Below are 13,762 nucleotides of genomic sequence, written 5' to 3' on the forward strand. Positions count from 1 at the left end.
TATGACGAAGCGTATAATAACCTGCATTGCTTCGGGTATTATCGCATCAGCAAGTCCAACTAGTTGGGCTTGCTCTTATGATGGGTTGTTTACCAACCCATTTAGCGAGAGCTACCCCGGAGCATTGGATGTATCCATTGCCACACAGCTAGCCGTTAGATCTCAATCAATGCAGCCCTTAGAAATCATTGATGGTGAAGCAGGGTTGAGAAGAGCAAGTTGGTGGCTAAACTTGATGACCAAAGCACACCCAGATTTACCTAAAGGTTCTTACGTCTACGTGGTTGATCGCCAGCTATGGTCACGCATTAGTGAGACAGACAATTCAATTGAAGTTCACGTCTCACCTCCTACCGATAACGTCAAAGTGCTGCAAATCTCCGAAGCCGCTCTGCACAATCTGATATCCAACCAGATAACGTTCGATCAAGCTCGCGAGCTTGGGGTATTGACTGAGACCTAATAAGCACCGATAACTAATCTTTGTTGTTTGTTCAATTAAATGTGACATAAAGGCTTTCCTATCTTACTGGAAAGCCTTTATATTTTTAGCTGTCTACTTGTTCCGAGTAATCCTAAGACACCTTCAAACTCAATCTAAGAATATGATTAGTGCTCTCAAACCTTTAATGTCCAATTAAAACCTTTAGCGTTTCGGTCATTCATTGCTTACATCTTATTGATTTTGAAGTATCGCATAGAATGAGCAATACAAATTTACATGCTGATTCGGATAATTTTTGGTAAGGAAAATTCGTATGAGCTACTAGTTATTAATATTTTACTCTAGCAACGAATGGGGCATAAACTTGTTATCTCTATTCATGGTTACATCATCACCGATTATTCAGAACTGTAATTAGTTTTATGTAGAACGGGTCAGTTGCAGGATTGTAGGAATCAGAACCACCCCAATAATAGTTTCCTAGTACCATTTTTACGTTGTCGTAGTGATGACGCAAAGCAGATGACCTCTTTCTGGGTGTTGTTCTGTTAATTTGCACTTAAATCTGATCCACCATTTGCACTGAAAAGTGATCCACCTAAGTAAGTCTATTCTAGACTACATTTTTACGTTAGTTTCTATTTGGTTTTCTCCTTCGACTTCTTTTTTGATTCCTTAAAACATAGCTGTCGTTACCCGTTTCAATGATGTGACAATGATGAGTCAGCCTATCCAGCAATGCCGTTGTCATCTTTGCATCACCAAACACTTTCGACCATTCCGTGAAGTTGAGATTGGTGGTAATGACGATACTCGTACGCTCGTAGAGTTTACTGAGTAAATGGAACAGCAATGTCCCACCCGCTTGGCTAAAAGGGACATACCCAAGTTCATCTAGTATGACTAAGTCGCAGCTCACTAATCGATTAGCGAGGCGGCCCACATGACCCGCTTGCTTCTCCTGCTCTAGCGTATTGACGAGTTCTATGGTCGATAGGAACCTGACCCGCATTTGATGGTGTTGTATGGCTTGTACGCCCAACGCCGTCGCTAAGTGCGTTTTCCCTGTGCCTGGACCACCAACAAGCACGATGTTTTGGCTGTCTTTGATAAACTCACAGCGATGCAGACCTCGTATTAGATACTCATCGACTGTACTCTCGCTAAAGTCAAAACCGTATAGGTCTCGATAGACTGGGAACTTTGCCGCTTTCATTTGGTAAGCGATACTGCGCACTTCACGGTCTGCTATCTCTGCTTTTAACAAGGTTTCAAGGATGGGTTGAGCTTGTTGATAAGCAGGAGAGTTTTGAGAGGCAAGTTCAACAATACTGCTAACCATGCCGTGAAGCTTGAGTGCCTTTAATGTGCTTAATAACGCTTCATTGTGCATGACGTTTTCCTCTTAATTCGTCATATCGCGACGTATCACTGGTTGGCTCGGTAACCAGTCGCAACCCTTGAGAGACGGGGACGGGTACAACTGGAGAAGGATTGAGTAAGCGGCTTAAACAGTTTATGACGTGTTGTTTTGATGGTGTGCCTGCTTCCAGTGCCATATTAATGGCTTGCTCTACCAGCTTTTCATCGTGATGAATAACCAATGACAAGATTTCGACCATTTCCTTATCGCCGCCAAGACGCTGTAATAATATTGATTGCAGGTGCTTAAAGCTCTCAGGGAGCAAGTGAAACGGTGCGCCATTACGCAGAGAGCCTGGTTTACGTTGCGCAACCAACAGGTAATGTCGCCAGTTATAAACAATGTGTGGCGGCTCATGTTTAGGATTAAAGACTCTTTGGTGCTCTGCTATGGGCTGACCTTCTGCCACCAAAACAATACTATCGGGGTAGGCGTGCAGACTCACTCGTCGGTTTGCGTAACTTGCAGGCACGGAGTATTTATTTCTGTCGAAGTTCACCAAACAGGTAGAGGAGACTCGCTTGCTTTGCTCGATAAAACCATCAAACGGCGCTGTGACTTTCATTAATTGGGAGCGCTCACTTAGCCACGTTTGCTCTATGGTCATATCACGATATTGAGGGTGTCTACGTGACTGCCAGTCCCGTAAACATTGGGCTTCAAGCCATTGATTAAGCTCTTCTAAGGTTTTCACCTTAGGAGCGCGCTGCCAGATGATAGAACGCACATCCCGCACGTTCTTCTCGATCTGCCCCTTTTCCCAACCTGCGGCTGGGTTGCAGAAGTCGGCTTCAAACAAGTAGTGACTAACCATTGTTAAAAAGCGACGATTCACTACTCGATCTTTGCCATTTTTGACCGCATCAACCGCAGTTTTCATATTATCGTAGATCCCCCGTTCTGGAACGCCTTGGAACACGCGAAAGGCATGGTTATGGGCATCAAATAACATTTCATGACTTTGAGAATAATAGGCTCGAAGGAGGAATGCGCGGCTATGACTGAGTTTGAAGTGAGCGACCTGTAGCTTGGTTTTATGGCCATTGATATAGGCCCAATTTTCGCCCCAATCAAACTGAAAGGCTTCACCAGGGGCAAACTCTAGCGGCATATACGTTCGTTTAGACGCATCGAGTTTTTGTTCTTCGCGCCATTTACGTGCAAATGAAGCGACTCTGTCATACGAGCCGCTATAGCCTAGCGGAACGAGGTCTTGAAAAAGGTTTTTGACCGTTTTGCGCTGCTTTCTCGGTCGCTTCATTTCTCGTTTTAGCCAAGAAGTCAGTAATTCTTTAAACTCGTCTAGTTTACTCAATGAATGCCGCTTTGGATAAACAGGTTCGATAGTTTGATCTTTCAAATAACGTTTAACGGTATTTCGGGATAGTCCAGTACGTCTGGCTATTTCTCTTTGCGACATTCCTTCGCGGAAATGCCAACGACGAATAACACTTAATAATGACACGTCAATCACTCCATATTCTCCTGCTAAGACTCAGCAGGATTTAGGTTAGATGATGTGGATCAGTTTTCGGTGCAAATCAGGGGGTGAAGTGGATCAGTTCTGGATGCAATTTAACAACTCAAATCAGGCGCAGTTTCAAAGCAACTGTTACTGAAACCACTTGGGACTTACAACGCCGTAGAAAACTGCCTAAAAGCATCAAAAAAACCTTTTGGAAAGGCAATGTCACAAGGCTGACTTTCAACGAGTACATTCGCGTCTGAAACGGCAAAACAAAACCACAACATTAACAACCAAACGAAACTTCAGCAAACCGCACCCAGACGCAAAACCGAGCAAAAATGCAAAATTTCTTAGCCTTAAATATTCTGATTTAGCTGCGTTTTTCCACTGGCAACTAACGCCGCGTTAAGTGGTGAGCAACGCAGACCACCTAACCTAAACCATTGTGCCGTAAACACTAAATTCAAAGCAAACCGAAAATGCCAAGCGTTGGGAATCCGTCTTAAACGCTTTGTTAGTTGCCCTTACCTGATGCTAGTGCTAACATTTGTGTGTACATTAATTTAGGAGCAACTCATGGACACTAGAATTCAATTTCGTGTTGATGACGAAATCAAACGCTTAGCTCAGCAAATGGCTGAGAGCCAAGGACGCACACTTAGCGATGCTTGCCGTGAACTTACTGAGCAAATGGCTGAACAACAACGCAAAGCATTATCTCACGACGCTTGGTTAACTGAACAAGTAAACCTAGCGTTTGAGAAGTTTGACTCAGGAAAAGCTTCATTTGTTGACCATGACTCAGCAAAAGCACGAATGGCAGAACGAAAAGCAAAGATTCGTAGCCGAGGTCAACAATGATTTTATGGGAAGAAGAATCGCTAAATGATCGTGAGAAGATCTTTGAGTTTCTTTATGACTTCAACCCTAATGCGGCAGACAAAACTGACGAAATTATCGAAGTTAAAGTAGAAAATTTACTTGAGCAACCACTAATGGGTGTTCAACGTGATGGTATTCGAGGACGATTACTAATTATCCCCGAAATCTCAATGATAGTTTCTTACTGGGTTGACGGCTCAGCAATTCGCGTAATGAGAGTTCTACACCAGAAGCAAAAATTCCCTACCGACTGATTGTGGTCGGTGGGCAAACTAACGCCCTGTTAAGGTGTGAGCAACGCAATACCGAAGCTCCCGATTACTACCTTAAACACAAAACGCAACGCATAGTAAAAATGCCACGCGTTGCGAATCAATCTTAAACAGATTGTTATGTTCTTATACTAACTTGATCGTCAAACCAGAATTAGGACCATTTGGTAAGCCTAATGCCGTATCTACACCGACATTAACTCTCAAGTCCTCTAGCAGCTCCTTTGGAGCAATGATTTGTCCGATCTTTTCTTCAGATGCGCTACGAGCGTTAGTAACTTCCTTACCACGATAAACTTGAACCATTTTTCCTTCTTCAATCGCACGTGCGCATAACCCACGACAATAAAAGCGATTAAACTCACCTTCAGCCAATGTCTGCGGAGCCGTATAAGGGACTTTGGCTACAGTAAAACCACCTTTAGGCTTTTTCCTTTGATAGCTATCAACTAATATTTGGTTTGATTCTATCTTACTCTCCAACCAAGCCTCATCATGCTCAGTAACGGCTTCAAGTAAAAGGTTATCCCATGTATCTTGCAGTCCCTGCTTCAAGAATTTGCTGTAGTAAACGTTCGCATTTTCAAAGTCTACGTTTACTTCGCCACGCATATAATCACGAGTTGTTGTATCTAGGTTTTCGAAGAAAATTGGCACAGTGCATTCCTCATTGTAATTAAGCACACTAGTTACATTGGTATATATTTAATGCAAATAAAGGGAGCAATTCTCAATACTTTACAAAACTAGATGCACATCACATACATGCACAATGGAACATAACGCCTTGTTAAGGGGTGAGCGACGCAATACTGAAGCCACAGCAACCACCTTAAACACTAAACTCAACGCACAGTGAAAATGCCACGCGTTGCGAATCTGCCTTAAACGCTTTGTTATGTGGCTGTTCCCAATTGTAGCTCTACGGCTGAGATGATTTTCTTTGTAGCTACAGTTTTTCGATAACTTGCACGATTATCAACCTTATTTACGTAAGGTAAAGGACGTCCTAAATCAGTATATTGTTCGACGGTTGGATCAATGATTTCATCTGTCGGGGAAAGCAACCAATAATGAATTATTCCTTTTTCATCTGTTGCTTTTTGCAGCTTATATCCCGAGCTACTGCCCCCTAGGAGATTGTACATTGCTAATGATGCGTGGTGGCAATGACCACACATTGAGTGTTCTAACACGTTCTTGTATTGAAGTGGAATCAAGTCATCACACAGCTCAGAACGCACCAAATTATAAATGTTCAGTTCTTCATTTGTCATAGCTTCCTCTTTGCCACATAACGCCCAATTAAGTAGCCCGAAACGCCCTGGCTCACTTTCCGCATAACGCGGCAACATAAAACCCAACGCAAACCAAAAGTGCTAAGCGTTGAGGGTCTGCTTGAATTGTTTGTTATGTTTTACCACAAATGACTGATTATTTGGCAAAGAACTGCATTATTGACCACGTTTCAAGAAGTCAGTCACACGCTCACACTCACTTGGGCGCCAGATGCACGAAACACAAAGCGCGTAAGTCCACTTCCCTGCCCAATGAGGCAACCCGACTTAGCTTCAACAAGCGTCCTCTCTTTCCAACCAAAGCGCAGAACAATGGTAAATTGCCGAGGCAACTGCCAAGCCGACATGCTATTTGGCAAATACGCCCAAAACGACTTAGAGCCAGTGAGATTTGAAACCAACCATCACGACCTGAAAATGAAGCAACCCACGAACATTTACCTGTTTTACGGGCTGAGAAATTCAAGAATTTGGGCCGACAATGCGGATTTGCTGAGACAACTCGAACGAATGGCTAAAGGGACAAAGAACAGAGATCGAATAATTTTTAAACCATTGAAATACAAGTAAATATAACGCCGCGTTAAGTAGTGAGCAACATTACCACCTAACCTAAACCATTGTGCCGTAAACACTAAATTCAAAGCAAACCGAAAGTGCCCAGCGTTGCGAATCTGTCTTAAACGCTTTGTTATATTTTTATTTATAGACGACCCTGAAGCGCTCTAAAACCAACAGCATATCCTCTGCGGGCTTAATACCAAGTTCGTCGCACTCTAAGCTAAAAAATTTCCAGTGAGCTTCTCGCCACCAATTTAATGACTTGTCACCCTCGCCTTCTTCTGCTGCAAACTCCGCTTTAACATCGCTATATTTACATTTATTGACTGATGTAAGTTCAATAATACAAACTGGTTTGCCGTCCCAGTTAGTCACCACTTGAAGATGACCAACTTCTGGCATGGGTTCGCCTTCATGACTGTACCAATACTCCAAACTGCAAGAAGCACGTTTTTCTCCACGCAGTATTAAGTCGGCACAGACATTGGCGTTGTACTCATCTGCGCAGAAATAGTCAGCACTGAAAGAGGTATGTTTTTTCGCAATTTCATTAGGTAATGAGCTTAGATACTCGTTCAAATAAGCCTGACTTCTTTCTTCCATAGCCTTGAATCCCAATTAAAAATATAACGCCCAATTAAGGGGTGAACAACGCCTACACCCAAACCTAAAGCATTGTGCCATAAACACTAAATTTGAAGTAGAAGCAAAGTTGTGAATCCCTCTTAAATTGCTTGTTAACTGTTTTCTCAACGTTTTAGTCCTGAGCTGACAGATACTCAGCCAAAGATTGCCCCACCGCGTAGTCGAGTTTTTTAAGAAGTTTTTTTGCCGAAATTGGAGACAGTTCAATCCAATTCTCTTCATCAATTCGAATAGTAATTAAGCCACCCTGATTAAGATAAGCATCCATATCAATAGGCTCTTCTTCGCCACCGCCATAAGTTAATAACTTAGCCGAAATCTCTATATCTTTAGACATTACATTTTCCTCTAAACAGTTAACGCCGCGTTAAGTGGTGAGCAACGCGGCCATCCTACCTAAACCATTGTGACATAATCACTTAACTTAAAATAAGCCGAAATCGCCAAGCGTTGGGAATCCGTCTTAAACGCTTTGTTATATGCGTGCTATTTGGTTACGCTGTTTAATTGCAGTAAGTCCCACTTGTTACCATATAGGTCTTGAAACACCACTACTGTCCCGTACTCTTCAACTCGTGGCTCTTCGTTAAATACAACGCCATTTGCCTTCATTAGTTCGTAGTCTCGCCAGAAATCGTTCGTTTGTAGGAACAAGAAAACACGACCACCAGTTTGATTACCTACTGCTTGAGTCTGTTCTTTGGTACTAGCTTGAGCCAAAAGTAGATTCGTACCATTAGAATTTGGAGGAGAAACTTGAACCCAACGTTTGCCACCGCCTAAGTCAGTATCTTCGATCAATGTAAACTGAAGTTTTTGAGTGTAGAACTCAATAGCGTCATCGTAATTCTCAACAACTAGGGCGATATTTCCGATTTGTTGTTGCACAAGTTTAGACATGGTTATTTCCAATATTTCAAAACCCTAATTCTACACTACGTTATGATTTTTTCGAGAAAGCATATAACGCCTTGTTAAGGGGTGAGCGACGCAATACTGAAGCCACAGCAACCACCTTAAACACTAAACTCAACGCACAGTGAAAATGCCACGCGTTGCGAATCCCTCTTGAACAATTTGTTAGTTGCCAAGCCTAACACGTTGATTTTAATTTATTATCGCTTTGTTACCACCGAATTTTCGTATTTTTGTGGACTCAAATCAGGCGTAGTTTTAAAGCGACTGTCAATGAAACCACGTGAACAAACAACGCCGTAGAAAACGAACTGGCAACACCAAAAAGCGCTTTTGAAAAGACAATGCCACAATGCTGACTTTCAGCCAGTAAATCGGCTTCTGAAATGGCAAACAAAACCGTTTGAAAATTAATGCATGGTTTCTGAAAGACGAAGACTTGGACAAAACTCGAGACCAAAACAACGCAGAAATTTAGTCTTAAACTTCTACTTTGGCTGTGTTTTCCTCATTGGCAACTAACGCTCTGTTAAGGTGTGAGCAACGCAATGCCGAAGCCTCCGCTAACCACCTTAAACACTAAACGCAACGCATAGTAAAAATGCCACGCGTTGCGAATCACTCTTAAACAGTTTGTTATGATTCGGACTCACCACCACTTGGGCGCAACTGACTTTGAAGACCCAGTAGGAAGTTTCGAAGAACTTGGTCTTTGCATTCTCTGTAATGCTTATTCTCTGGCTTACGGAAAAATGCACTCAGTTCATGCTTGCTCAAACGAAAATCGACAAGTTGCAAAATCTCGAGAATATCCTCAGCCTTCAAGTTCAAAGCAATACGCAACTTTTGGAATACGATATTATTACTTAACTTCTCTTCTGGCTTAGGCTGCTCACCTTCGCGTTTGCCACGCTTGAAATTGATAAAACCGTTTAGAAATACAGCTAACTCTGTATCGCTAAGTTCGACAAAAGATTCATCGTCCTCTTTTTTCAGCCAACTAGTGACTTGTTCATCCGTCACATTTAAGTCTGCTAAAGAGAAGATTTCAGCCATTACACTGTCTTTTAAATCGAATGTATAACGTACACGGCGCAAAATATCATTATTGGTCAAAATAGTTCCTAGTCTTAGGTAAATCCAGTGCTATCAACGTGATTACTGGAAGACTTGGATTTTATCAGATTTGCGGTTTACTCCCTACCAATTTGCGAGAGAATCATAACGCCGCATTAAGGTGTGAGCGGCGCTTGGCTATACTTGAGCGAAGCGAAACTGCCAAGCGTTGCGAATCACTCTTAAATGCTTTGTTAGGTTTATTTTTTCTTCAAAATTTCATAAGCACTATTTATCAACTTCATCATATCGTCGCTTGTTTCAGAGCTATGAGATTTATCACCATGAAATATATGAGATAGACGTTTATAGTTTTTCTTGATTAGTTGTAAATCACTGCACCCCTCAGGAACACCTAGAATTGCATATGGAGAAAAGTCGTTTAGCCCGTTAGACCTTGTACTTCGTGGACTATTTCGAGAGAGCTTCTCTAACTGCTCAATTTCTTTTTCAAGTGCATCTATAGTTTCCTGCAGCTCTCGATTTTTGTGATGTAACCTAGCAACTTCCTCTCTCTGAGTCTGTTGCCATTTTTCAACTGCAATCACACTGTTTTTTGCGCGAATCCAGTCTAAGTAAAAATACCCTTGCTCTTCTAGATCATCCAGAATTACATCAGCGCCATCATTATCATATATTGCAATGTAACCTGACTCTTTTCTCAAGATGTGGAATTTAAACTCATTTCTTCGTCTACCAAAACTTCTCACTGGAACTCCTTATAAACCTAACGCCCAATTAAGTTGTGAGCAACGCTGCCACTTTACTAAAACACTACACCGTAATCACCAAACAAGTTGAAACCGAAAGCGCCGAGCGTTGCGAATCAGCTTGAATTGTTTGTTATGTTTTACCACAAATGACTGATTTATTTAGCAAAGAACTGCTTTGTTGACCACATTTCAAGAAGTGAATCACAAGCTCACACTCACTTGGCCGCCAAATGCACGAAACACAAGGCGCGTAAGCCCACTTCCCTGCCCAATGAGGCAACCCGACTTCGCCTCAACAAACGCCCTCTCTTTCCAAACATAGCGCAGAACAATGGCAAATTGCCGAGGCAACTGCCAAGCCGACATGCTACTTGGCAAATACGCTGAAAGCGCCTTAAAGCCAGTGAAACTTAAAACCAGCCACCACGACCTGCAAATGAAGCAACCCACGAATATTGGCATGTTTTACTGTCTGAGAAACTCACGAATTTAGGCCGACAATGTGGATTTGCTGAGGCAACTCGGACGAATTGCCAAAGGGACAATGAACAGAGATCGAAGAGTTTTTAAGCTATTGAAATACAAGTAAACATAACGCCGCGTTAAGGGGTGAACAACGCCACCACCTAACCTAAACCATTGTGCCATAAACACTAAAGCTAAACTTTGAACCCAAACCGCCAAGCGTTGAGAATCCCTCTTGAACGCCTTGTTAGCAATATGATGCCAACATTAAGCACTGAACTCTTCTAAAGCTGATATTGCCGCTTCGGCTTTGCTAGTTTGAACAAAAACATGGTCGTGATAGTACGCCGCTATGACATTTGCACTTATGCCTTTTGAAGCTAATTTTGTTGCTACAGCTGCCGTTAGACCAACTGCCTCTAAACTAGAATGGACTGTCAATGTGATTTGACTATACGAGCCTTCAAAAGATAAACCCGCTTTTTCTGCCACTGATTTTGCAAGTACAAGAGTCAAACCTTCAGGCTCCATAAAAGTAGCTACTGGATTTAACTTGCAATACTCTTCTAGGCTTCCGGAAACAGTACAAAATACAAACTCAGCTTTAAGTAATTTGGGATGCATTGAACGCAGTAGTTCGTCTAAATCTGTAATTCCTGACATGCTTGATATTTCCTTATATTGCTAACGCCGCATTAAGGGGTGAACAACGCATTCCACCCGAACTAAACCATTGTGCCGTAAACACTAAAGTTAATTCAAACCAAAACTGCCAAGCGTTGTGAATCCCTCTTGAATGCTTTGTTATGTGTAAGTTCCCACCAGTACTAAGATACTGACCAAACCGAATAGCACCCAAGACAAATGCTTACCTTTAGAGCCAAATAAAGCAATGACAAAGTGTGCACCAAACGTAATTGAAACTATTTGTCCAACCATAAATTTGTTTATTTCAGGCTGAACTAACGCGGCAACAATACCCGCAAACCCAACCCATGTTATTGACGTTAAATGCCAAGAAAAACGCAATGTCCGTTTCGTAAAATCGTCGCTACCAAATAGCTTTGGTAAATTATCTCGTTTGAACAATCTAGAGAGAATATAACGCTCGCCAAGGTAGGAGTGAGCGAAAGAAACTGCAATTAATAAAAACACAGCAATATATAATATGAACTCCATTTCTCCTCCTTACACATAACGCCTTGTTAAGGTGTGAGGCACGCGATACCAATGCTTCCGCATAACACCTTAACCACTAAAACCAATACATAGTAAAAATGCCACGCGTGCCGAATCACTCTTGAACAATTTGTTATGGCGCTACGCTCAACGTTAGCTCTTGTATGTCAATTTGGTCTACTTCCCTGCCCAATATCCGCTTGTACTCGACTAAACGATGAACTGGGATAACTGGCAACTCTATGCCTTGATAATTTTTAATAACTGATTCTGAAAAGGAGATTTCAAGCTGGTGCCAAGAGCCATCTTGATGTGATTGTATCTTAGTATGTTCAGACAAACCGATTTCAATTTTTTGATTTTGGTAAACCAATTGGAAATACTCTAAATCCCAACCATATTCGACATAATGAGTTAACGGTTTGGATATGTATTTTGATACATGCGATAACACTTTATCTGCGTCTGAGTTTCGAATATAAAGATCTATATCTGCGACTTCCCGACTTCCACCATAAATAGTTGCCGCTAATCCACCTACTATTTGATACTCCACAACCTCTGCATCCAAGATTTCTTTGAGCCACTGCAAGGCTACTTTAACTTTATCACTCATCTAGCTCCCTTAGCTGAATTTTGCCCTGCGCCATAACGCCGCATTAAGGTGTGAGCAGCGCTTGCCTATACTTTGAGCGAAGCGAAAATGGCAAGCGTTGCGAATCACTCTTAAATGCTTTGTTAGCTTTTTTTAGTTCTGCACGTAAGTATTTGTTTATGTAATTTAAGCGGATTGACTGACTTCCGTTTAACGGAATACTAATTACAGGCGTATTGTTTTTATTTGCTCGGTCGATTTCCAACCTAACCCACTTAGATTTTGAAACAGAATCAGTGTTAAGTAGCACGACCAGATCAGAATTATCTAGTTGCTCAATGACAAATTTTTGTTTGTCTTTTGCGTCATTATCAATGATGTCTACAAATGGCTTGCCGTAATCAGAGACAACCTCTGATATAGACTTAAGATGATCAACTGTGATCACCTCATCTCGAAGGGTATAGCTAATAAAAATGTTCATTACGCAATGCGACCTTGAGAAAACAAGAAAAATCCAACTACAGACAAAGACATTAGAACGAAGTAAAGCGACATAGATAAATTAAACATAGCGTTGCCCCAACTAACATTTACTATTGAGAGATTATCGGTTGAAAGTTGGTTTCTTGATGCTATTGCCTGAAGCCTTATATTCATGCGTTTTCTGGTAACTCGTTGATAATAATATGCAGTAAAGTCAGCAATCCAAAAGCCAAACGCAACAAGAAAGGGAACTACAAAATATGAAGGGTCTAGAGTATCAGATGTTAGTTTACCAAGTGCGACAGCTGCTATACCGATTACCGCAACACATAGTTTTTTAAATTCGAAACAGTTTTGACTAATTTTCAAAGTCGCTTCATGAAGTTGATCAACTTCAACCCAATCCATTTCGTCAGCAGCATTACGCTTGTACTCTTGAAAATTACTGTCATCACTCATTCAATCTAATCTCTATTTTTTCTTTATATGCCGCTATTATACTGGATAGTATTGCGATAAAAAGCTAACGCCTTGCTAAGGTGTGAGCAACGCAATACCTTAGCCTCCGCATAATACCTTAAACACATAAACCGACGCATAGTAAAAATGCCACGCGTTGCGAATCACTCTTAAGCAACTTGTTATACCGCTTGGTTGAGGCTAAAATGACCAACATAAAGACCACTTAAGAGACCGATTATATGACCACTAGAATTTTAGCCGATGTTGCTGCAAGCATTACTGAGTTGAAAGCTAACCCTATGAAAGTTGCAACTAGTGCTTACGGCGAACCTGTTGCTGTATTAAACCGAAATGAACCAGCATTTTATTGCGTACCTGCCGAAGCGTACGAAATGATGATGGACAGACTCGAAGATCTTGAACTACTCGCTATCGCTAAAGAGCGTGAATCTGAAGAGAGCATTTCGGTAAATATTGATGACCTATAAACTCGACTTTAAAAAGAGCGCACTCAAAGAGTGGAAAAAGCTTGGTTCTACTCTGCAACAACAATTTAAGAAAAAGCTAATCGAGCGCTTAGATAACCCACATGTTCCGGCTTCAAAACTTTCTGGAGCTGACAACATGTATAAAATTAAGTTGCGTCAATCAGGCTACCGTCTCGTCTACAAAGTTGAAGACGATGTAATCATTGTAACCGTCCTAGCAGTTGGAAAGCGCGAACGTAGCGATGTTTACCGTAAAGCCATGAAAAGGTTAGATGACTGATTGCGGTATAACGCCGCATTAAGGTGTGAGCAACGCTACTACTGAACATAAACCATACCACCGTAAACA

Annotated in this window: 19 protein-coding genes; 5 read left to right on the forward strand and 14 right to left on the reverse strand. The window is 41.6% G+C overall.

Translation table 11 applies throughout. From position 1 onward, the window contains the following. Position 1 precedes the first annotated feature (1 nt). Positions 2 to 463 carry a hypothetical protein gene (locus ATG66_RS13030; RefSeq protein ID WP_098415701.1) on the forward strand — a complete coding sequence of 154 codons (462 nt, stop codon included), beginning with the start codon at positions 2 to 4 and terminating at the stop codon, positions 461 to 463. 613 nt (positions 464 to 1,076) lie between these two features. Here the strand turns inward: ATG66_RS13030 and istB are convergent. Further along, on the reverse strand, positions 1,077 to 1,838 hold the full coding sequence (gene istB / locus ATG66_RS13035; RefSeq protein WP_098414133.1) for an IS21-like element helper ATPase IstB: 762 nt from the start codon (positions 1,836 to 1,838) through the stop codon (positions 1,077 to 1,079). Continuing rightward, a complete protein-coding gene (gene istA, locus ATG66_RS13040; protein WP_143699666.1) occupies positions 1,828 to 3,342 on the reverse strand; it encodes an IS21 family transposase in 1,515 nt (504 codons plus the stop codon). The genes istB and istA overlap by 11 nt, the downstream gene beginning before the upstream one ends. A 570-nt stretch (positions 3,343 to 3,912) precedes the next feature. Between istA and ATG66_RS13045 the strand changes: the two genes are divergently transcribed. Both ATG66_RS13045 and ATG66_RS13050 read left to right on the forward strand, forming a co-directional pair. Further along, positions 3,913 to 4,197, forward strand: a complete 285-nt coding sequence (locus ATG66_RS13045) for a type II toxin-antitoxin system RelB/DinJ family antitoxin (protein ID WP_006710667.1) — start codon at positions 3,913 to 3,915, stop codon at positions 4,195 to 4,197. Further along, entirely contained in the window at positions 4,194 to 4,472 is a 279-nt protein-coding gene (locus tag ATG66_RS13050) for a type II toxin-antitoxin system RelE/ParE family toxin (protein WP_098415702.1), read from the forward strand. Before ATG66_RS13045 ends, ATG66_RS13050 begins: the two co-directional genes overlap by 4 nt. A gap of 144 nt (positions 4,473 to 4,616) precedes the next feature. On the opposite strand, the gene ATG66_RS13060 is transcribed toward ATG66_RS13050, so the two are convergent. From ATG66_RS13060 to ATG66_RS13145, 12 genes are all read right to left on the reverse strand, one after another. Next, positions 4,617 to 5,147: a hypothetical protein gene (locus tag ATG66_RS13060; RefSeq protein ID WP_098415704.1), complete on the reverse strand. Its 531-nt coding sequence runs from the start codon at positions 5,145 to 5,147 to the stop codon at positions 4,617 to 4,619. A gap of 239 nt (positions 5,148 to 5,386) precedes the next feature. After that, the gene (locus ATG66_RS13065; RefSeq protein ID WP_143699690.1) at positions 5,387 to 5,767 is read right to left on the reverse strand and encodes a hypothetical protein; all 381 of its coding nucleotides are present in this window, start codon (positions 5,765 to 5,767) and stop codon (positions 5,387 to 5,389) included. Positions 5,768 to 6,487: 720 nt separating this feature from the next. Further along, on the reverse strand, positions 6,488 to 6,952 hold the full coding sequence (locus tag ATG66_RS13075) for an ASCH domain-containing protein (protein WP_098415707.1): 465 nt from the start codon (positions 6,950 to 6,952) through the stop codon (positions 6,488 to 6,490). A 154-nt stretch (positions 6,953 to 7,106) separates the two neighbouring features. Beyond that, the gene (locus ATG66_RS13080) at positions 7,107 to 7,331 is read right to left on the reverse strand and encodes a hypothetical protein (RefSeq protein ID WP_098415708.1); all 225 of its coding nucleotides are present in this window, start codon (positions 7,329 to 7,331) and stop codon (positions 7,107 to 7,109) included. 149 nt (positions 7,332 to 7,480) lie between these two features. Then, positions 7,481 to 7,894 (reverse strand): VOC family protein, encoded by a 414-nt coding sequence (locus ATG66_RS13085; protein WP_098415709.1) that lies wholly within the window; start codon positions 7,892 to 7,894, stop codon positions 7,481 to 7,483. A 651-nt stretch (positions 7,895 to 8,545) separates the two neighbouring features. After that, positions 8,546 to 9,025 carry a DUF1456 family protein gene (locus tag ATG66_RS13105; RefSeq protein WP_098415711.1) on the reverse strand — a complete coding sequence of 160 codons (480 nt, stop codon included), beginning with the start codon at positions 9,023 to 9,025 and terminating at the stop codon, positions 8,546 to 8,548. Between the two features lie 200 nt (positions 9,026 to 9,225). Next, positions 9,226 to 9,735, reverse strand: a complete 510-nt coding sequence (locus ATG66_RS13110; RefSeq protein WP_098415712.1) for a J domain-containing protein — start codon at positions 9,733 to 9,735, stop codon at positions 9,226 to 9,228. A gap of 735 nt (positions 9,736 to 10,470) precedes the next feature. Further along, on the reverse strand, positions 10,471 to 10,866 hold the full coding sequence (locus tag ATG66_RS13115; protein WP_098415713.1) for an ACT domain-containing protein: 396 nt from the start codon (positions 10,864 to 10,866) through the stop codon (positions 10,471 to 10,473). Between the two features lie 141 nt (positions 10,867 to 11,007). After that, positions 11,008 to 11,382, reverse strand: a complete 375-nt coding sequence (locus tag ATG66_RS13125) for a hypothetical protein (protein WP_098415715.1) — start codon at positions 11,380 to 11,382, stop codon at positions 11,008 to 11,010. 133 nt (positions 11,383 to 11,515) lie between these two features. Continuing rightward, a complete protein-coding gene (locus ATG66_RS13135) occupies positions 11,516 to 11,998 on the reverse strand; it encodes a MazG-related protein (RefSeq protein WP_098415717.1) in 483 nt (160 codons plus the stop codon). Between the two features lie 43 nt (positions 11,999 to 12,041). Then, the gene (locus ATG66_RS13140) at positions 12,042 to 12,461 is read right to left on the reverse strand and encodes a TIR domain-containing protein (protein ID WP_098415718.1); all 420 of its coding nucleotides are present in this window, start codon (positions 12,459 to 12,461) and stop codon (positions 12,042 to 12,044) included. After that, a complete protein-coding gene (locus tag ATG66_RS13145; RefSeq protein WP_098415719.1) occupies positions 12,461 to 12,922 on the reverse strand; it encodes a hypothetical protein in 462 nt (153 codons plus the stop codon). Before ATG66_RS13145 ends, ATG66_RS13140 begins: the two co-directional genes overlap by 1 nt. Positions 12,923 to 13,164: 242 nt before the next feature. Between ATG66_RS13145 and ATG66_RS13150 the strand changes: the two genes are divergently transcribed. Both ATG66_RS13150 and ATG66_RS13155 read left to right on the forward strand, forming a co-directional pair. Then, a complete protein-coding gene (locus ATG66_RS13150) occupies positions 13,165 to 13,413 on the forward strand; it encodes a type II toxin-antitoxin system Phd/YefM family antitoxin (RefSeq protein WP_005377003.1) in 249 nt (82 codons plus the stop codon). Next, the gene (locus tag ATG66_RS13155) at positions 13,403 to 13,693 is read left to right on the forward strand and encodes a type II toxin-antitoxin system RelE family toxin (protein ID WP_005377002.1); all 291 of its coding nucleotides are present in this window, start codon (positions 13,403 to 13,405) and stop codon (positions 13,691 to 13,693) included. Before ATG66_RS13150 ends, ATG66_RS13155 begins: the two co-directional genes overlap by 11 nt. The last annotated feature ends 69 nt before the right edge of the window (positions 13,694 to 13,762 follow it).

Origin of the sequence: Vibrio sp. ES.051 (assembly GCF_002563795.1) — a bacterium.
GTDB lineage: Bacteria > Pseudomonadota > Gammaproteobacteria > Enterobacterales > Vibrionaceae > Vibrio.